General features: G+C 69.5%; 16 protein-coding genes. 12 read left to right on the forward strand and 4 right to left on the reverse strand.

The features are described 5' to 3' along the window. The first annotated feature begins 74 nt into the window (after positions 1 to 74). Genes ABQJ54_RS18370 through ABQJ54_RS18385 form a run of 4 tightly spaced genes read left to right on the forward strand, consistent with a single transcriptional unit; the run spans position 75 to position 8,266 of the window. Positions 75 to 6,065, forward strand: coding sequence for an Hpt domain-containing protein (locus ABQJ54_RS18370; protein WP_367855781.1), 5,991 nt, complete (start codon positions 75 to 77; stop codon positions 6,063 to 6,065). Beyond that, a complete protein-coding gene (locus ABQJ54_RS18375; protein ID WP_367855782.1) occupies positions 6,058 to 7,605 on the forward strand; it encodes a chemotaxis protein CheB in 1,548 nt (515 codons plus the stop codon). Before ABQJ54_RS18370 ends, ABQJ54_RS18375 begins: the two co-directional genes overlap by 8 nt. Next, positions 7,602 to 8,099, forward strand: a complete 498-nt coding sequence (locus ABQJ54_RS18380; RefSeq protein ID WP_367855783.1) for a chemotaxis protein CheW — start codon at positions 7,602 to 7,604, stop codon at positions 8,097 to 8,099. Before ABQJ54_RS18375 ends, ABQJ54_RS18380 begins: the two co-directional genes overlap by 4 nt. Continuing rightward, a complete protein-coding gene (locus ABQJ54_RS18385; RefSeq protein ID WP_367855784.1) occupies positions 8,099 to 8,266 on the forward strand; it encodes an MFS transporter in 168 nt (55 codons plus the stop codon). The genes ABQJ54_RS18380 and ABQJ54_RS18385 overlap by 1 nt, the downstream gene beginning before the upstream one ends. 16 nt (positions 8,267 to 8,282) lie before the next feature. Here the strand turns inward: ABQJ54_RS18385 and ABQJ54_RS18390 are convergent, their stop codons facing one another. Further along, positions 8,283 to 9,017 (reverse strand): 16S rRNA (uracil(1498)-N(3))-methyltransferase, encoded by a 735-nt coding sequence (locus ABQJ54_RS18390; protein ID WP_367855785.1) that lies wholly within the window; start codon positions 9,015 to 9,017, stop codon positions 8,283 to 8,285. A gap of 143 nt (positions 9,018 to 9,160) precedes the next feature. Here ABQJ54_RS18390 and ABQJ54_RS18395 point away from each other — a divergent pair, with 143 nt between their 5' ends. Further along, a complete protein-coding gene (locus ABQJ54_RS18395; protein ID WP_367855786.1) occupies positions 9,161 to 9,475 on the forward strand; it encodes a hypothetical protein in 315 nt (104 codons plus the stop codon). Positions 9,476 to 9,502: 27 nt separating this feature from the next. Here the strand turns inward: ABQJ54_RS18395 and ABQJ54_RS18400 are convergent, their stop codons facing one another. Continuing rightward, positions 9,503 to 10,891: an adenosylmethionine--8-amino-7-oxononanoate transaminase gene (locus ABQJ54_RS18400; RefSeq protein WP_367855787.1), complete on the reverse strand. Its 1,389-nt coding sequence runs from the start codon at positions 10,889 to 10,891 to the stop codon at positions 9,503 to 9,505. A 65-nt stretch (positions 10,892 to 10,956) separates the two neighbouring features. Here ABQJ54_RS18400 and ABQJ54_RS18405 point away from each other — a divergent pair, with 65 nt between their 5' ends. From ABQJ54_RS18405 to ABQJ54_RS18435, 7 genes are all read left to right on the forward strand, one after another. Beyond that, positions 10,957 to 11,745 (forward strand): type II secretion system protein N, encoded by a 789-nt coding sequence (locus ABQJ54_RS18405; protein ID WP_367855788.1) that lies wholly within the window; start codon positions 10,957 to 10,959, stop codon positions 11,743 to 11,745. After that, positions 11,742 to 12,551 carry an inositol monophosphatase family protein gene (locus tag ABQJ54_RS18410; RefSeq protein ID WP_367855789.1) on the forward strand — a complete coding sequence of 270 codons (810 nt, stop codon included), beginning with the start codon at positions 11,742 to 11,744 and terminating at the stop codon, positions 12,549 to 12,551. Before ABQJ54_RS18405 ends, ABQJ54_RS18410 begins: the two co-directional genes overlap by 4 nt. Continuing rightward, complete coding sequence (locus tag ABQJ54_RS18415) at positions 12,548 to 12,889, forward strand: hypothetical protein (protein ID WP_367855790.1); 342 nt, start codon at positions 12,548 to 12,550, stop codon at positions 12,887 to 12,889. The genes ABQJ54_RS18410 and ABQJ54_RS18415 overlap by 4 nt, the downstream gene beginning before the upstream one ends. A 42-nt stretch (positions 12,890 to 12,931) precedes the next feature. Next, on the forward strand, positions 12,932 to 13,489 hold the full coding sequence (gene nudE, locus ABQJ54_RS18420; RefSeq protein WP_367855791.1) for an ADP compounds hydrolase NudE: 558 nt from the start codon (positions 12,932 to 12,934) through the stop codon (positions 13,487 to 13,489). Further along, entirely contained in the window at positions 13,486 to 14,307 is an 822-nt protein-coding gene (cysQ, locus tag ABQJ54_RS18425) for a 3'(2'),5'-bisphosphate nucleotidase CysQ (RefSeq protein WP_367855792.1), read from the forward strand. Before nudE ends, cysQ begins: the two co-directional genes overlap by 4 nt. After that, a complete protein-coding gene (mazG, locus tag ABQJ54_RS18430; protein ID WP_367855793.1) occupies positions 14,304 to 15,110 on the forward strand; it encodes a nucleoside triphosphate pyrophosphohydrolase in 807 nt (268 codons plus the stop codon). The genes cysQ and mazG overlap by 4 nt, the downstream gene beginning before the upstream one ends. Before the next feature lie 157 nt (positions 15,111 to 15,267). Continuing rightward, positions 15,268 to 16,041, forward strand: a complete 774-nt coding sequence (locus ABQJ54_RS18435) for a DUF4097 family beta strand repeat-containing protein (RefSeq protein WP_367855794.1) — start codon at positions 15,268 to 15,270, stop codon at positions 16,039 to 16,041. 411 nt (positions 16,042 to 16,452) lie between these two features. On the opposite strand, the gene ABQJ54_RS18440 is transcribed toward ABQJ54_RS18435, so the two are convergent. After that, positions 16,453 to 17,586, reverse strand: a complete 1,134-nt coding sequence (locus ABQJ54_RS18440; RefSeq protein WP_367855795.1) for an SLC13 family permease — start codon at positions 17,584 to 17,586, stop codon at positions 16,453 to 16,455. A gap of 46 nt (positions 17,587 to 17,632) precedes the next feature. Further along, complete coding sequence (locus ABQJ54_RS18445; protein WP_367855796.1) at positions 17,633 to 18,262, reverse strand: glutathione S-transferase family protein; 630 nt, start codon at positions 18,260 to 18,262, stop codon at positions 17,633 to 17,635. Positions 18,263 to 18,291: the final 29 nt, after the last annotated feature.

Raw genomic sequence — 18,291 nt, forward strand, 5'->3', positions numbered from 1 at the left:
ATGGCGATCCACATGACAGGGGGCAGTCTCGATGGTGGCGTGGCGATGCGTCGCGCAACCGCTGAGAGAGGCGCATGAGACTTCAAGACCACATTGATTTCACCACCTTGCAGTGGGTCCGCCCCGAGCTGGAGCAGACGCTGTCGGACGCCCGCGAGTCGCTGGAGTCCTACGTCGACAATCCGGCCCGCGACGACGCCATGCGCGCCTGCGCCAATGGTCTGCACCAGGTGCAGGGTACGCTGCGGATGGTCGAATTGCCCGGCCCGGCGATGGTTGCGACGGAGATGGAAGCGCTCGCCATCGCCCTGCTGGAGGACCATGTCGCGCAACGTGAGGAGGCCTATGCCACGCTGATGCGTGGCTTGATGCAGCTGCCCGACTACCTCGAGCGCATCGCCGGCGGCCATCGTGACGTGCCCGTGGTGCTGCTGCCGCTGCTGAACGACCTGCGTGCCAGCCGCGGCCTGGAGGCACTGCCCGAATCGGTGCTGTTCCGTCCCAACCTCGACGCATTCCTGCCCACCCAGGCGCCCGCCGCGATGAGCGAGGCGCAGGCCGAGGCACGCCGCGGCGAGCTGGTCGAGCTGCGCCTGCAGTTCCAGCAGCACATGCTCGCCTGGTTCCGCGGGCAGTCGCAGGCGCTGGCTGGCATGCGCAAGGCGCTGCTGGCGATCGCCGCGCGCTGCTACCACGTGCATGGGCGACGCCTGTGGTGGGTCACCGCCGGCGTGGTGGAGGGGCTCGAGCGCGGCATGCTCGGCGCACATGCCACCGAATTGCGTCAGTTGATCGGCAAGGCCGATCGCCACATCCGCCAGCTGATCGAACAGGGCGAAGACAGCCTGCGCGGCGGCGAGGCCGACGAGCTGTGCAACCGCCTGCTCTACATCGTGGCGCAGTCGCGCCAGCACAGCCCGCACATGGAGCTGCTGCGACGCACCTACAACCTGGACAACCTGCTGCCCGATGCCGACGAGCTGGAACATGCCCGCAGTTCGATGGCCGGGCACAACCGCGCCCTGCTCGACTCGGTGGCGCGTGCGCTGAAGGACGACTTGCTGCGCGTCAAGGAAGCGCTTGACCTGTTCCAGCGCCAGCCAGGTGCCGATCCGGCCTCGCTGGCGCCGCAATCCGAGCTGCTGGGACGCGTGGGCGACACCCTGGGCATGCTGGCGCTGTCCGTGCCGCGCCGGGTGGTCGAGGAACAGCGGCGCATGCTGGACGAGATCGTCAACAAGCTGCGCGCCGTCGACGAGGACGTCCTGCTCGACGTGGCTGGCGCGCTGTTGTACGTGGAAGCATCGCTGGACGACCACATCGAGAGTCTCGGCGCAGGCGAGGAACCGCACGAGGCGGCGACGGGGGCGGCGGCACCGGGCCTGCCGCGCAGCGAGGCACAGGGCATCCTCAGCACGGTGATGCTGGAGGCGATCCGCAACACCGAGAAGGTGAAGGAGGCCATCGTCGCCTTCGTCGAATCCGGCTGGGACCACGCCGGGCTGGCCGATGCGCCGGCCCAGATGGGCGAAGTCGCCGGCGCGGCGCGCATGCTGTCTGCCGAACGCCCGGCCGAGCTGGCCGAAGGCATCGGCCGCTTCATCCACAACGAACTGCTGGCCGACCGCCGGGTGCCGAGCAGCACGCAGATGGATCACCTGGCCGATGCGCTGGCCGCGCTGGAGTACTACCTGGAGGCGGCGCGCGAGCATCGCGGCGGCCTGGCGCACATCATCGACGTGGCCGAGCACAGCCTCGGCCAGCTCGGTTACTGGCCGCCGCCTGCCGAGCGGCCGCTGCCGGCGGCGTCGGCCGATGCGCCGGTGCACGAAGCACGGGGACGCGGCGACGAGACCCTGTCCGAGACGGTAAGCCTGTACCCCGGCAGCGATGCCAGCCACCTGTTCGTGGCGCCGGAGGCGCCGCGCGAGGTGCCGACCCACGATGTCGACGGCCTGCGCTACGCGCAGACCGAGCCCACTGCGCCGCCGGCCACCGCCGCCCCGGCCGGTGATGAAGCCGACTGGATCGAGATCGAGGAGGAGATCGAGGAACAGGTGCCGGCGCGCGGCGCGCTGGCCGGCGCGTTCCGTTTCGACCACCAGGCCGAGGGCATCGACGACGACATCCGCGAGATCTTCCTGGAAGAGATGCAGGAGGAGATCGACAACCTGCGAGGGGCCGAAGGCACCTGGCTGGTCGATCCCGCGCATCTCGACGCGCTGACCCCGATCCGTCGCTCCTTCCATACCCTCAAGGGTTCCGGCCGGCTGGTGGGTATCCCTGCGCTCGGCGAGTTCGCCTGGAGGGTGGAGGACATGCTCAACCGCGTGCTCGATCACTCGATCGAGCCGCACGAAGGCGTGCAGGCGCTGGTGCGCCATGCCATCGACGCGCTGCCGCAGCTGCTGGCCTCGCTCAAGGGCGAAGGCGCGCCGCATGCGCCGGTCGAGGCGATCATGCAGACCGCTGGCCGGCTTGCCGCCGGCGATGCAGCCGCGCGGGTCGAGGATCACGTCCCGGCTGCGCTGGAAACCGTGCGTCGCACCGTGCGCCGCCGCGTACCGCGGTTCGACGCCGCGGCCGCCGCGATCCCGGCGGCCGGCATCACCGATGCGCACAGCGTCGCCGCCCCGGAGCCGGCCGAGCCGCCGATGTCACTGGCCATCTCGCCGCTGCCGTCGGTCGATCCGGTGCTGCTGGAGATCCTGCGCAGCGAGGTCGCGCAGTACCTGCAGACCATCCGCACGGCAATCCAGCGCAACAGCGGCGAAATGCCGGTGGGCGAGGATCTGCTGCGCGCGGTGCACACGCTGCATGGCGCGATCGCGATGGTGGAGATCCCGCTGCTCACCCAGCTGCTGTCGCCGCTGGAGAGCCTGCTCAAGCGCGTGCGCCACACCGGGCAACCGTTGCCGGTGGAAGGTGTGCGCCTGCTCGACCGCTCGGCCGACGTGGTGGACCACACCATGGCCCAGTTCGATGTGGCCGTGCCGCAGTTGCCCAGCGTCGACCTGCTCACCACGCAACTGACCGAATTGCGCGACCGCTATCCGGAACCGCAGGTGGCACATGTTGGTGCCGAGACTCATGTGGAAGCTGCGCAGCCGCCGGCCGAGCCACCGGCGCAGGCCGTTGACGCGGCGCCGGAAGAAGCCACGGAGGACGAGCACGAAGCAACTGCTGTCCCGGGTGCCACGGAGCATGCGGTACCGCCTGCACTGTCGGAGGATGGTGCGAGCGACGACTACGCGGACGAGTTGATGGCCGCGCTCGGGGCGTTCGAGCCGGGGGCGTCGGCCAAGGCCGAGCGTGAGGCTGCCGAACGCGCCGAAGCCGAGCGCATCGAAGCCGAGCGCGCCGAGGCCGAGCGTCGTGCTCGCGAGGTCGCCGAACAGGAAGCCGCCGAACGTGCCGCAGCCGAGCTGGCGGCGCAGGAACAGGTCGAACGGGAGCGGCTGGAACAGGAGCGTGCCGAGCAGGCACGGCTGGCGCAGGAACGGGCCGCCCGCGAAGCCGCCGAGGCGCAGATGCGCGCAGCGGCGGAAAAGGCGGCCGCCGAACAGCGTGCCGCGGAAGCCGCGGCGGCAGAACAAGCCAGGCAGGCTGCGGAACGTGAGGCCGAAGCCGCCCGCCAGACCGCGGCCGAAGCCGCCCACGCCGCGCCCGTCGCCGATGCGGCGACCACGGATACGGGCCTGCCGATCGATGCCGACCTGCTCGAGATCTTCATCGAGGAGGCGCGCGAGATTCTCGATCATGCCGACGGCGTGCTGGCGCAATGGCATGCCGAGCCGGCCGCTGCCGGTCATCTGTCCGAGCTGCAGCGCGACCTGCATACGCTCAAGGGCGGTGCGCGCATCGCGGGCCTGATGTCCGTGGGCGATCTGGCCCACGCGATCGAGACGCTGCTGGAAAAGCCGGTGGCCGATGCCGCCCAGGCCATTCCGCTGATCGGCGTGCTGGAGACCGGTTTCGACCAGTTGCACACCATGGTGCAGCAGGTGTCGCAGGGGCAGGTGCCGGCGTATCCGCAGTCCGCGATCGACCACTTGCTGGCGCTGGCCGGCGAGCAGGAATTTGCCGACGATGCGACCCTGGCCGCCCGCGCCGCGCCGGCGCCGCAGCCGGCTCCCGCCGTGCCGTTGCCCGAACTGCTGCCGGTGGAACAGGGCGCCGACGCGCCTTCGGCGCAGGAGCAGATCCGCGTCCGCGCCGAACTGCTCGACAACCTGGTGAACCATGCCGGCGAGGTGGCGATCTACCGCTCGCGCCTGGAACAACAGGTGTCCGGTTACCGCTTCAACCTGGTCGAGCTGGACCAGACCGTGCAGCGCCTGCGCAGCCAGCTGCGCATGCTGGAAATCGAAACCGAGGCGCAGATCATCGCGCGCTTCCAGCGCGAGCATCGCGAGGCGGGCAGCTCCACCACGTTCGATCCGCTGGAGCTCGATCGCTTCTCGCAGTTGCAGCAGTACTCGCGTGCGCTGGCCGAGTCGGTGTCCGACCTGGTGTCGATCCAGGGCATGCTGGACGAATTGACCCGCCAGGCCGAGACCCTGCTGATCCAGCAGTCGCGCGTCAGCACCGAGTTGCAGGACGGCCTGCTGCGCACGCGCATGCTGCCGTTCGACACCATGGTGCCGAACCTGCGCCGCACCCTGCGCCAGGCCGCGCAGGAACAGGGCAAGCAGGCCCAGCTGTACGTGGATGGTGCCCACGGCGAAATGGACCGCAACCTGCTCGACCGTCTCAAGGCGCCGTTCGAGCACATGCTGCGCAACGCGGTGGCGCACGGCATCGAGTCGCCGAAGGAACGCCGCAAGGCCGGCAAGCCGGACGAGGGTGCGGTGCGCATCCGCGTGACGCGCGAGGCCACCGAGGTGGTGGTGCGCGTCAGCGACGACGGCCGCGGCCTCGACCGCGAGGCCGTCCGCAGGCGCGGTGTGGAGCGCGGCCTGATCCGCGCCGATGCGCGCCTGAGCGACGACCAGGTGCTCGCGCTGATCACCCAGCCGGGCTTCTCCACCGCGAGCCAGGTCACCCAGCTGGCCGGCCGCGGCGTGGGCATGGACGTGGTGGCGAACGAGATCAAGCAGCTCGGTGGTTCGCTGGCGATCGAGTCGCAGCCGGGGCAGGGCACCACCTTCGTGCTGCGCCTGCCGTTCACCCTCGCGGTGACCCAGGCGATCCTGGTGCGCACCGGCGAGAGCACGTTCGCGATTCCGATGACCTCGGTGCAGGGTGTGGCACGGATCAGCCCCGACGAGCTGACCGCCAAGCTGGTCGAGCATGAGCCCGTGTTCGGCTACAACGGCGAGCAGTACGGCATCCACGACCTGGCCGAGCTGCTCGGCCTGCCGCCCGGCGCGGTGCCGGAGGGCGAACAGCCGCCGCTGCTGCTCACCCGTGCCGGCGACCTGCGCGCGGCGATCCGCATCGACGCGGTGCTGGGTTCGCGCGAGATCGTGGTGAAGTCGGTCGGTCCGCAGGTGAGCTCGGTGCCGGGCGTGCTGGGTGCCACCATCATGGGCGACGGCTCGGTGCTGGTGATTCTCGACCTGGCACCGCTGGTCCGTCACGGCGTCGTGCGGCGCGAGCAGCGCCTGGCCGAAGGCCTCAGCGCAGTCGACCTGCCGCTGGTCGAGGAGCAGCGCACACGGCCGCTGGTGATGGTGGTGGACGACTCGATCACCATGCGCAAGGTCACCGGCCGCGTGCTGGAGCGTCACGAGTACGAGGTGAGCACCGCGAAGGATGGTGTCGACGCGCTGGAGAAGCTGCACGAGCGCGTGCCCGACCTGATGCTGCTGGACATCGAGATGCCGCGCATGGACGGCTACGAGTTGGCGACCCACATGAAGGCCGATCCGCGCCTGCGCGACGTGCCGATCATCATGATCACCTCGCGCACCGGCGAGAAGCACCGCCAGCGCGCCTTCGACATCGGCGTGGACCGCTACCTCGGCAAGCCGTACCAGGAAGCCGAGCTGCTGGGCCAGATCGGCGAGGTGCTGGAGCAGCACGCCGTGGCGCAGCTTGCGCGGGAGCCGGACCATGGTTGAAGCGCGGCCTTCGGTGGCGCTGCTGTTCGACGACGCCGAGCTGGGCGGCCATCTGCGCCAGGTGCTGCAGGAACATGGCGCGCATATCGTGCATGAAGGCACTGTCGCGGGCTTCGACGCCGCCTTGCAGCGGCAGCTCGATCCCGACGTGCTGGTGGTGAACCTGGACGACGAGGACGATGGGGCCTTCGACCGCCTCTACGAGATGATCGAGGGTGAGCGCCCGCGCCTGGTGTTCAACGACGCCCGCGCCAGCCGCGCACTGAGCGGCTGGGACCGTGCACGGTGGGCCCGCCATCTGGCGGTCAAGGTACTGGCCAACGGCGACGTGGATCCGCCGCGACCGCTGGATGCGCCGGCGGTGGAGACGATGCCGGTGCCTGTGGTTGCGGCAGCCGCCGAGCCAGCCACGACGGAAGGGGCCGGGTTCGCCGTGGCATCTGCGCCCGAGCCGGCGATGCCGGAGCCGGACGACCACGACGAACCGGATCTGGTCGGGTTCGATGACGACGATGGCGAACACGTGGCGCAGAGCCACGCCGCATCGGATGACCTCGAGGCGGAGCTGGCCGCGCTGCTTGCCGCCGACGGCCCGGTGCCGGAAGCGGACGCCGTGCCGGCTGCGCCGCGGCAGGAGTTGCCGTTGCACGATGGAGAATTCAGCCTCGCCGTGCCAGTGGACGAGCCGCCCGTATCGTCCGTCGAGGCACCGGCGCCGGCCGCGGCACCGAAGACGCCTGCGGCCCCCGACAGCTGGGCACTCGTCGATGACGATGCCGGCGAGCATGTCGACACTGCGCACGCCCAGGCTGCCGACTTTGGCATCGAGAAGCTGAGCGCCGCCGATTTCCTTGCGCCGGACGTCGAGCCGGCGGAACCCGAGTTCCAGCCGACGATGAGTCTGGAGCTGGTGTCGATGGAGGAAGCTGTGGCGCCGCAGGCCTGGGAGCCGACCGAGATGCTGCTGGATGATCTCGGCAGCGTGCCCAGCCGCGTGGTGCTGCTCGGTGCCGCCGTCGACGGCCTGGATTCGGTCTGCGATTTCCTGGCGACCTTGCCCGCCACGGCACGGCACACGATCCTGCTCACCCAGCACTTCGGCGGACAGCCGGCCGACTCCGTGCTGCAGCACCTGTCGACCCATTCCAGCCTGCCGGTGCGGCTGGCCGCGCACGGCAGCCGCGCGCGCAGCGGCGAAGTGCTGCTGGTGCCGACCGAAGGCCAGGTGCAGCTGCGCCGCGACGGCAGCGTCGAGGTGCGGAACACCGACAGCGCGCAGGAGCCGTCGATCGACGCCAGCTTCACCATGGCGGCGAACGTGTTCGGACGCGACGCCCTGGGTATCGTGTTTGCCGGCCGCTCCACCGACGCGGTGGCCGGCGCGCAGGCCATCTACGATCGCGGCGGCCAGGTGTGGGTGGAGGCCGCCGAAGGCGAGCATTTCGCCGACATGGTCAGTGGCATCTTCGCCGAACGGCTGGTGAGCTATTCCGGAACGCTGCACGAACTGGCGGCGCACCTGATCGAGGTTTATCCATGAGCGACGTGTTGCCCCGCGAAATCCGCTGTGTGCTGGTGCCGGCCGGCAGCCTGCGCATGCTGCTGCCCAATGCCACCGTGGCGGAAGTGATCACCCAGCCCGCCCACGAGACAGTGGATGGGGCGCCCGACTGGCTGCTTGGCCGCATCACCTGGCGCGGCTGGCGCGTGCCGCTGGTGTCGTTCGCACGGCTGGCCGGCGCGGGCGAAGGTGATGCCGAACTGACCGTGCGTGTGGCCGTGCTGAAGGCGCTGGGCGGGAATCCCAAGTTGCCTTTCATCGCCGTGCTCACGCAGGGTTTTCCGCGCCTGACCACGCTGAACGCCGAGCTGATCATTCCCACCCACGACGGCAATGTCTTGCCGCCCGGCGTGCGCGCCCAGGTGCTGGTGCGCGACGACGTGGCGGTGATCCCCGATCTGGAAGGCATCGAGGACGAACTGTTGCGACTGCTGGGCCTGGATGGGGAAACGCCGCTGGACGGCGCTGCCTGATGGAGCGTCGGCCGGCACGTCCCGGCAGCCTACTGTTTCTGCTGGCGGGCGTGATGTTCTTCGTTGCCGCGATGGTCGGCGGGCAACCCGCGTTTTACGGTGTTGCCGTGGCGTTCGTCGGCGTCGCCGCTGTCTTCTGGTCCCGCGGACGCGGCTACCGAAAGTAGCGGCGCTTCCTTCCGATCAGAAATCCCCGTGCAACGCCTGCAGCGCGGCCAGTGCCGCCAGTCCGGCGGTTTCGGTGCGCAGGATGCGCGGCCCCAGGCGCAGGCCGCGGAAACCGGCCTCGTGCAGCGCGACGGCGTCGCGTTCGCCCAGGCCACCCTCCGGGCCCACCACGAGCAGGGCGCCGGCGTCGCCGGGACGCAGTTGCCGTGCCGATGATTCCGCCTCGGGCAGCAGGGCCAGCCGCAGCGCACCGTCGTCGGCCAGCGCCGCCAGCCAGGCCGGCAGCGGCAGCGCGGGGAGAATCTCGGGCAGGCAGGCGCGGCCGCATTGTTCGCAGGCGCTGGCCGCCACCGCGCGCCAGTGCGCCAGGCGCTTTTCAGCGCGGGCGACGTCCAGCTTCACTTCCGCACGTTCCGTGAGCAACGGCACGATGCGCGCCGCGCCCAGTTCGGTGGCCTTCTGCACGATCAGGTCCATCTTCTCGCCGCGTGCCACGCCTTGCGCCAGGGTCAGCCGCAACGGGGATTCGCGGGTCACGACCTGGCGGTCCAACACATGTATCCGCACTTCGCGCCTGCCGACGGCGAGGATCGTGGCGGCGTAGTCGGCGCCGTCGCCGTTGAACAGGGTCAGCGGATCGGCCGCCGCGAGACGCAGCACGCGTGCCACGTGCTCGCCGGCCTGTGCCGGCAAGACCATTTCGGCACCGGCGGCGAGCGGCTGATCGACATGGATACGGATGGTGCGCATGCGGCGGCTTCACTGCAAAACGCAAGCATAATCGAGCCGTTCCGCAAGCTGAATGCCGGTGGGATGAAAGGCCGGCATTGCTTGCCCGCCACACGGCCCGGGCGCAGGATGGTGAAGTCGCAGAGCAGCAGGAGGTAATCGCCATGCTCAAGACAACCATGCTTTCACTGGCGGCGGCGGCCGGCCTCGGCCTCGGCGCGTTCGCGACGGCGCAGACGGTGCAGCCCGTCCCGCATGCCACGCCGACGGTTGCCGCCCAGCCGGCAAACCCGCAGCATCAGGTGATCAGGCCGGGCGACCGCGACTGCATCCGCGACACCGGCAGCCTGATTCCGGCGAAGAAGGGCCAGTGCCTGCAGGGTGTGTTCGGGCGCAGCTACAGCGCCAAGGAGCTGCGCGACACCGGCCAGCCGAAGGTGGGTGACGCGCTGCGCATGCTGGATCCGGCGATCCACTGATCGCCATCGTCGAGGCGCCGTGGCAGCTCAGTCGGCGACGGCGCGCGCGATGCCCGCCGTCGCCACCTCTACCAGGTGGTCGAGTTCCGCCTCGCTGGTCACGTAGGGCGGCATGAAATAGATCACGTTGCCCAGCGGGCGCAGCAGCGCCTCGTGCTGCAGGCCGTGCAGGTACACGCGCAGGCCGCGCCGCTCGCCTGCGGCGTAGGGGCGGCGCGTTGCCTTGTCGGCGACCAGTTCCACCGCGGCGATCATGCCGGTCTGGCGCACCTCGGCCACGTGCGGGTGGTCGCGCAGCGGCTCCAGCCGGCGGGCGAGGTGGGCGGCCAGCGCACGGTTGCGTTCCAGCACCGGTTCGTCGCGGAAGATCGCCAGCGTGGCCAGCGCCGCGCTGCAGGCCAACGGGTTGCCGGTGTAGCTGTGCGAGTGCAGGAAGGCCTTGCCGGCCCCGTATTCGGCGTAGAAGGCCTCGTACATCGCGTTCGTGGTGAGCACCGCCGACAGCGGCAGGGTGCCGCCGGTGAGGCCCTTGGAGAGGCACATGAAATCCGGCGAAACGCCGGCCCCTCGACCTGACCCGGGGCAGGCCTGTTCGCAGGCAAACAGCGTGCCGGTGCGGCCGAAGCCCACCGCGATCTCGTCGGCGATGAAATGTACGGCGTATTCGTCGCAGAGCCTGCGCAGACCCACGAGGTAGTCGGGGTGGTACATGCGCATGCCGCCCGCGCATTGCACCAGGGGTTCCACGATCACCGCGCAGGTTTCGTGCGCGTGGCGTTCCAGCAGCGCGCGCAGTTCGTCCAGCCGGCGTGCGGCCACTTGTGCGGGCGTTTCACCCGGCTCGCCCTCGTAGGCGTCGGGCGAGGGCGCCAGGATCGGCGTGAGCAGCAGCGGCGCATAGGTCTTGCGGTACAGCGCCACGTCGCTCACCGACAGCGCACCCAGGGTCTCGCCGTGGTAGCTGCCGGTGAGCGCGATGAAGCGGGTCTTCTCGCCGTGGCCCTGGTTGAGCCAGTAGTGGAAGCTCATCTTCAGCGCCACTTCGATCGCCGCCGAGCCGTTGTCGGCGAAGAACACTTTGTCCAGCCCGGGCGGCGTGATGCGCACCAGTTCCTCGGCCAGTTCGATCGCGGGCGGATGGGTGAAGCCGGCGAAGATCACGTGCTCCAGCGTGCGCGCCTGTTCCGCCAGCGCGGCGGCGATGCGCGGGTTGGCGTGGCCGAACAGGTTGGTCCACCACGAGCTGATGCCGTCGAGGTAGCGCCGTCCTTCGGCGTCGATCAGCCATGCGCCCTCGCCGCGCACGATCGGCAGCATGGGAATGGTCTCGTGGTCGTGCATCTGGGTGCAGGGATGCCAGATGTGCTTCAGGTCGCGTGCGGCGAGCGTGGCGTTGCGGTCGGCGGGGTTCGTCATCCGGTTATGATCGACGTGCCGTGGCGCGTGCTCAAGTGCACGCGCGAAACTTCCGGAAGACCTGCTTGAAACTCCTCGGGAAAATCCTTGCGGCCGTGGCCGCGTTGCTGCTGGCCGCCGCGGCCTTGCTGTGGTGGCTGCCCGCGCGCTGGGCGATGCCGCTGTTGCAGCCACGGTTGCACGGCCTGCGCCTGCAACAGCTGGGCGGCACCGTGTGGAACGGCAGCGCGGGCCAGGTGCTGTCGCCGGCAGGCAGCGAGCTGGGCCACGTGCAATGGCAGCTGTCGCATCGTGCGCTGTTCGGGCAGGCCGAGTTGCAGATCGATTTCGAGGGGCCGCAGTTCGGCCTGCGCGGGCACATGCGGCAGTTGCCGGCGGGCCAGTCGGAGTGGAGCGACCTGCATGCACAGGTGGATCTCGCGGCGCTGGATGATCCGCGCCTGCGTCTGCCGCTGGGCCAGCCTCGCGGCGAGCTGGCGTTGAATGCGCGGCATGTTTTGCTGCAAGGCGGCTGGCCGCTGGAACTCCAGGCCGACTGGCAATGGCGGCAGGCCGCGATGCATATGAAGAACGATGATGTGGCGCTGGGCGATTTGCATGGCACGCTCGCCGCGCAGGACGGCGTGATCCATGCACAATGGCAGGACGACGGCCAGGGGCCGCTGCGCACCACCGGCAAGCTGGACCTGAGCCTGCTGGGCTGGCGGCTCGAGGCCGCGTTGCAGCCGCGCCGGGATGATCGGCCGTTGCAACGCTGGATCGCCACGCTGGGCAACGCCGATGCCGACGGCATCCTCCACATCGCACGCAGCGGCGGCATGGCCGCCGCCATCACGGGGAAGACCGCACGATGAACGCCGAAACCGCCGCGCAGGCCCTGGCGGCCGCCCGCGAAGCCGCCGCCGCCGCCGCCGAGGTGATCCTGCATTACTGGAAGCGCGGCGTGGACGTGGAGATCAAGGGCGACGCCACGCCGGTGACGGTGGCCGATCGCGAAGCCGAGCAGGCGATCCGCAAGGTGCTGCGCGCGGCCTTGCCCGAGGCGGCTATCTACGGCGAGGAATATGGTCTTGAAGCCAGCGGCCTCGACGATGCGCGCGACGGCCTGCTGTGGCTGGTCGATCCGCTGGATGGCACCAAGAGCTTCGTGCGCCGCACGCCGTTCTTCTCCACCCAGATCGCGCTGATGGATCGCGGCGAGCTGGTGCTGGGCGTGTCCAGCGCGCCGGTGTACGGCGAGACGATGTGGGCCAGCGCGGGCAACGGCACGTGGTTCGAGGGCGAACGCGTGCGCGTGGCTGACACCGCGGATTTTTCGCAGGCCTCGATCTCCACCGGCAACGTGAAGACGCTCACCGGCGATGCGCGCTGGGCCGCGCTGGGCGCGATGATCCGCGACAGCAACCGCATCCGCGGCTACGGCGACTTCTGCCATTACCACCTGCTCGCGCGCGGTGCGCTGGACCTGGTGGTCGAGTCCGACGTGAACATCCTCGACATCGCCGCGCTGGCGGTGATCGTGCGCGAGGCCGGCGGTGTGTTCACCGATCTGGACGGCCAGGCGCCCACGCTGGAAACGTGCAGCGTGCTGGCCGGCACGCCGGCGATCCATGCTGAGGCGCTACAGAGGCTTTCCCTCGGCAACGCTGGAGCGGTATGACGATGAAATCCTCGATGATTTTTCTGATGGTTCTGCTGGGCGAAAGCCCAATGCTGCTTGCTGCATTGATCGGTAGCGTGGTGACCTTGGTGTTGTGGCGGCGAGCGCCACGGTCGGCCATGCTGGTGCTGATCGTGTGCATGGTGGAGTTGGCGACGGTGTTTTTCGGCGTCTGGATGCAAGGTTGGTGGTTTCCGGCGGCGGCAAGGGACGCGGGTAGGTTGACACCCCATCTCGCTCATCTCATGAGCATGTGGGGGGTATGCAGAAGCATGTGGCATGGTGCAGCGGTAGGCCTGTTGATCTGGGCGGCATTCGCCGGACGTCCGAAGGCATAAACCATCCCGCCACCCATGGGTTGAGCCCGCTACAATCGACCGATGCCCAAGTCGCCCATCATCCACGCCACGCGCGATGTCACCGACAGCCGCTTCCTGCGGCTCGAGCAGGTCGATCTGGAGTTCTCCAACGGCGAGCGCCGCACCTACGAGCGCATGAAGCCCGGCGGTCTCGGCGCAGTCATCATCGTGCCGATGCTGGATGCGGAAACCGTGCTGCTGGTGCGCGAGTACGGCGTGGGCCTCGAGCGCTACGAACTGGGCCTGCCCAAGGGTCGGCTCGATCCCGGCGAAACGGTGGAACAGGGCGCCGACCGCGAGCTGAAGGAAGAAGTGGGCTACGGCGCGCGCCGCCTGACGCCGCTGCACACGCTCTCGCTGTCGCCGTCCTACATGACCCACATGGCGCACGTGATGCTGGCGCAGGATCTCTACCCCGAGCGCCTCGAAGGTGACGAGCCCGAACCGCTGGAAGTGGTGCCGTGGAAGCTCGCCGAGCTGCACACGCTGGTGGCGCGCGACGATGTCACCGAGGGCCGTTCCATCGCCGCGCTGTTCATGGCGCGCGAATACCTTGCCGGAAGGATGCAACTGAAGTGAGCGTGCCGTTCCAACATCCCCAACTGCTGGCCATCGCCGCGCTGGCGCGTCGTGCGGGCGAAGCGATCCTCGAGGTCTACCGGCAGGACTTCGACGTCGAGCTGAAGGACGATCGTTCCCCGCTCACCGCCGCCGACCTTGCCGCGCAGCAGGTGATCGCCGAAGGCCTGGCGCGCATCGAGCCCGTGCTGCCGCTGGTGTCCGAGGAAGCCAGCCAGGCATCGTGGGAGCAGCGCCGCGCGTGGACGCGGCACTGGCTGGTCGATCCGCTGGACGGCACGCGCGAGTTCGTGAAGCGCAACGGCGAGTTCACCGTCAACATCGCGCTGATCGACCATCACGAGCCCGTGCTCGGTGTGGTGCTGGCACCGGTCACCGGTGACCTGTACGCCGCCGCGCGCGGCATCGGCGCGTGGTGGCAGGCGGCAGACGGCGGCGACTGGGAGCGCATCAGCACCCGCGCACTGGCGCAGCCGGCCATCGCCGCCGGCAGCCGTTCGCACGGCGGCGCGCAGGAGGACAACCTGCGCCGCCTGCTCGGCGAGGATTACTCGCTGCAGCCACTGGGCTCCTCGCTGAAGTTCTGCCTGCTCGCGCGCGGCGGCGCGGACGTCTACCTGCGCCGCGGCCCCACCAGCGAGTGGGATACCGCCGCCGCGCAATGCGTGCTGGAGGAAGCCGGCGGCGCCGTGCTCGACCTGCACGGCAAGCCGCTGCGCTACGACCGCGGTGAATCGCTGCTCAACCCCGAGTTCATCGCGGTGGGCGACGCCGGCCTCGACTGGCCCGCCAAGCTGCGCGACGCCGGCCTGCCATGAGCGAGGCTGGGCGCCATAGTCTCGACGACCTGTTGGCGATCATGGCGCGGCTGCGCGATCCCGCGCGTGGCTGCCCCTGGGATGTGCAGCAGGACTTCGCCAGCATCGCGCCCTACACCATCGAGGAAGCCTACGAGGTGGCCGACGCGATCGACCGCGGCGACTTCGACGACCTGCGCGAGGAACTCGGCGACCTGCTGCTGCAGGTGGTGTTCCACGCGCAGATGGCGGTCGAGCAGGGCCGTTTCGACTTCGCCGACGTGGTGCAGGCGATCAGTACCAAGATGGTCCGCCGCCACCCGCACGTATTCGGCGAGGTGCAGTACGAAAACCTCGACGCGCAGAAGCAGGCCTGGGAGGAGCTCAAGGCCGCCGAGCGCGCCGCCAGGGGCGAGGCACACGACGCTAGCGCACTGGCCGGCATCTCGCGCGGCCTGCCGGAGTGGAAGCGCGCCACCAAGCTGCAGCAGCGTGCCGCCACCGTGGGCTTCGACTGGCCGGACCATCGCCCGGTGCTGGACAAGCTGGCCGAGGAGATCGACGAGGTGCGCGCCGAGTTTGAGGCGGGTGCCGCCCCGGCGCGGCTGGAGGACGAGATCGGCGACGTGTTGTTCGTGGTGGCGAACCTGGCCCGCCACGCCGGGGTGGATTTCTCGCGCGCGCTGCGCCACGCCAACGCGAAGTTCGAGCGGCGCTTCCGCCGCATGGAGCAGCTGGCCACCGGGGAAGGCGGCACGCTTGCCGGACACGACCTCGCTGGGCAGGAAGCGCTGTGGCGACGCGCCAAGCTGGACGAATGCTGATTGCGTAGGAGCAGCCCGTAGGAGCGGCTTCAGCCGCGACCGTTTGCGGAAATCGCGGCTGAAGCCGCTCCTACGCCGCTCCTACCAGCCGTGGCATGCAACCTTTTGCCGGCGGGCCGCATCAGAACCCATCGACACCCACCCGAGGAGTTCCGTCATGCGCCGTACCGTCCTTGCCCTGCTGCTGCTCGCCCCGCTCTCCGCCTTCGCCGCCAACCGGTGCGAGTACCAGGCGCCGCGCAACCTGCAGATCGATCTTGCTGGCGTGCACGGCGTGCAGATCGAGGTCAACAGCTACGATCTGCACGTGAACGGCACGCCCGGCGCGAGGCAGCTGGTGGTGAACGGCCGCGCCTGCGCCTCGGAGCAGTCGCTGCTGGACAAACTGCAGATCACCCAGCGCCGCGAGGGGGATCAGCTCATCATCGAACTGGGCGGACAGAACACGTTCTCGTTCCACCTGTTCGGCAGCTCGTACACGGATCTGGAAGCCAACGTGCAATTGCCGCCGGAATTGCCGGTGACGGTGCGCGTGGGCTCCGGCGACGCCACCGTGGCCGGCCTGCAGCAGCTGCGCAGCATGGTGGGCTCGGGCGACCTGCATGTCAGCAGCATCAGCGGCGCCTTCAGCACCAGCGTGGGTTCGGGCGACGTCGACGCCAGCGACGTCGGCAGCCTGCAGGCCGGCTCGGTGGGTTCGGGCGACCTCAAGGCGCGCGGCGTGAAGGGCGATGCGAAGGTGGGCAGCATCGGCTCTGGTGACGTGACCCTGCGCAGCGTGGGCGGCAGCGTGCACGTGGACACGCTGGGTTCGGGCGACCTCGGCGCGCACGACGTGGGCGGCGATCTCAGCCTCGGCGCCAAGGGCAGCGGCGACGTCAGCCACAGCGGCGTGAAGGGCAAGGTCAGCGTGCCGCGCGACGACGACTGACCACGCCTTGCGTAGTATCTAGGGACTGAGGACACGAAGCCTCGCGATACTCGCCTGGCTTTTCTCTGGCTGTTGCTTCTGCGCGCTGGGAGCGCGCTGCTTTTCCGGGGCCCCTATGCGGCGGTGAGGCGTGGACGATCAGGCCGCGTAGCGGGCGTTGCCATGGAAGGCAACGCCTTTTCGACCGGACAGGAGTCCGGCCGAAAAGCCCGGCCACGCCTCACGGACTCGGAGGGCAGGACGCCCGGAGAGCGCTGCATCGGGGTGCCTTTTCTCTTTGGTTCCTTTCTCTTTGGGCAAGCAAAGAGAAAGGAACTCGGGCGCCGGCAGGCGTCCGAAATCGCTTTGTCGCTAGCGAAAATGCACAAGGTTCTGCGAGCGAAATAGCGGAAACGAGGAAGAGGGTATTCCTTACCCCAGCCACCGCCATGCCAGATAAACCAGCGGCGCACACACCAGCAAAAACGGCACCGACACGCGGTGGAACAGCCGCAAACCCTGCGGCTGCTTCGCCAGCCGCAGGGCGATCAGGTTCGCCAGCGAGCCGATCGCCAGCCCGAAGCCGCCCACGTTCACCGCCACCGCCAGCGCGACGGCATCACGGGCGCGATCCAGCAACAGCACCGTGGCCGGCACGTTGCTGATCAGCTGCGAGGCGACGATGCCGCTGGCATACAGCGTCAGCGGGCGGTCGAGCGCGAGCCGGTCGAGGCCGTGCCGCACCAGCGGCAGTTCGGCGAAATGACCGAGGCCGAGGAAGATCGCGGCAAAAGTGGCGAGCAGCAGCCAGTCGATGCGCGCCAGGCTGCGCCGTGCCAGCAGCGCGAATGCCAGCACCAGCAGCAGGGCGCCGGGCACGGCATGGCCGTATTCCATCGCCAGCACCATCGCCGCCAGCGCGGCGACCGAGCCCGCGGCCAGTGGCGCGGTTACCGCGTGGCCGTCCACCTGCGCGGCCTGCAGGGCCACCCGGCCCTTCGGCAACCAGGCCAGCGCGAGCAGGGCCACCAGCGTGAACATCACCGCCGCCGCCGGCAGCAGCGCCAGCGCGAAGTGCGGGAACGGCAGTCGCGCGTGCTGCCACAGCAGGAGGTTCTGCGGATTGCCGATCGGGCTCAGCGTGCTGCCCGCGTTCACCGCCAGCGCCTCCAGCACCGCCATGCGCGCCACCGGCAGGTTGGAGATCGTGCCGATCGCCAGCGTCAGCGGCACGATCAGGAACAGGCTCACGTCATTGGTCAGCACCATCGCCAGCAGCGCGGTGCCGGTCACCAGCAGCAGGCCCAGCCCGCGCAGCGTGTGCACGCGCGCCACCAGCGCGCCGGCCGCATGCTGCACGAGCCCGCTGTCGCGGATGCCCTGGATCGCCACCAGCAGGCCGAGCAGGCCGGCCAGCGTGGGGGTCTGCAGCCAGCGCCGGTAACTCGCCGCCGGTTGCGGATCGAGCAGCGCCAGCGCCAGCGCGAGCGCGGCGAACAGCAGCAACAGCCATTCGGCCTTGAGCCTGGCACGCCAGCCGGTGCGCAGGGACGCGGCTTCGCTCACCGTGGAGCATCCCGTCGCGAGGCGCGCTCCGCGAAGGGCAGACGGTTCACCACTCCGCGAGTCCTTCCAGCTCGTACAGCTTCCGCCAGCTCGGCCGTGCGCGCACCAGGTCGGCCAGCCGCTTCAGCGCGGGCCATCCGGTGGCGGGACGCGGCATGTTGCGCGACCAGCGCATCAGCATGGTCAGCAGCAGGTCGGCACCGGAGAAGTCGCGGCCCAGCAGATACGGTCCGTGCGCCGCGAGCTGGGTATCGAGCAGATCCCATACCGCGGCGATCTTCGCCTGCAATGCGGCACGGATTTCCGGCGTGTGCTCCGACACACCGAGTTCGGCGGGATAGAACCAGAAGCGATACGACGACATCAGCGTGTTGCTGAGATAGACCGTCCACTGCAGCCAGGCCTCGCGCTCCGGCGAGCCGGCAGGCGGAATCAGCTTCGCCTCCGGATGCCGCTCGGCCAGCATCTGCAGCAACGCCACCGATTCGGCGCGCGGCCGGTCGTCGATCACCAGCGTGGGCACCACGCCACGCGGGTTGAGCCTGAGGTATTCGGCGCTGTGCTGCGCGTCCTTGTCGAAATCGACCAGTCGCAGCTCATACGGCGCGCCGATCTCGAGCAATGCAAGGTGCACCACCATGCTGGCGGTGCCGGGGGAGTAGTAGAGGACGTACACGGGGCCTCCGCGTCGAGAGAATGAGCCTG

It is taken from the genome of Rhodanobacter lycopersici, from assembly GCF_040812335.1.
Taxonomy (GTDB): domain Bacteria; phylum Pseudomonadota; class Gammaproteobacteria; order Xanthomonadales; family Rhodanobacteraceae; genus Rhodanobacter_A; species Rhodanobacter_A lycopersici.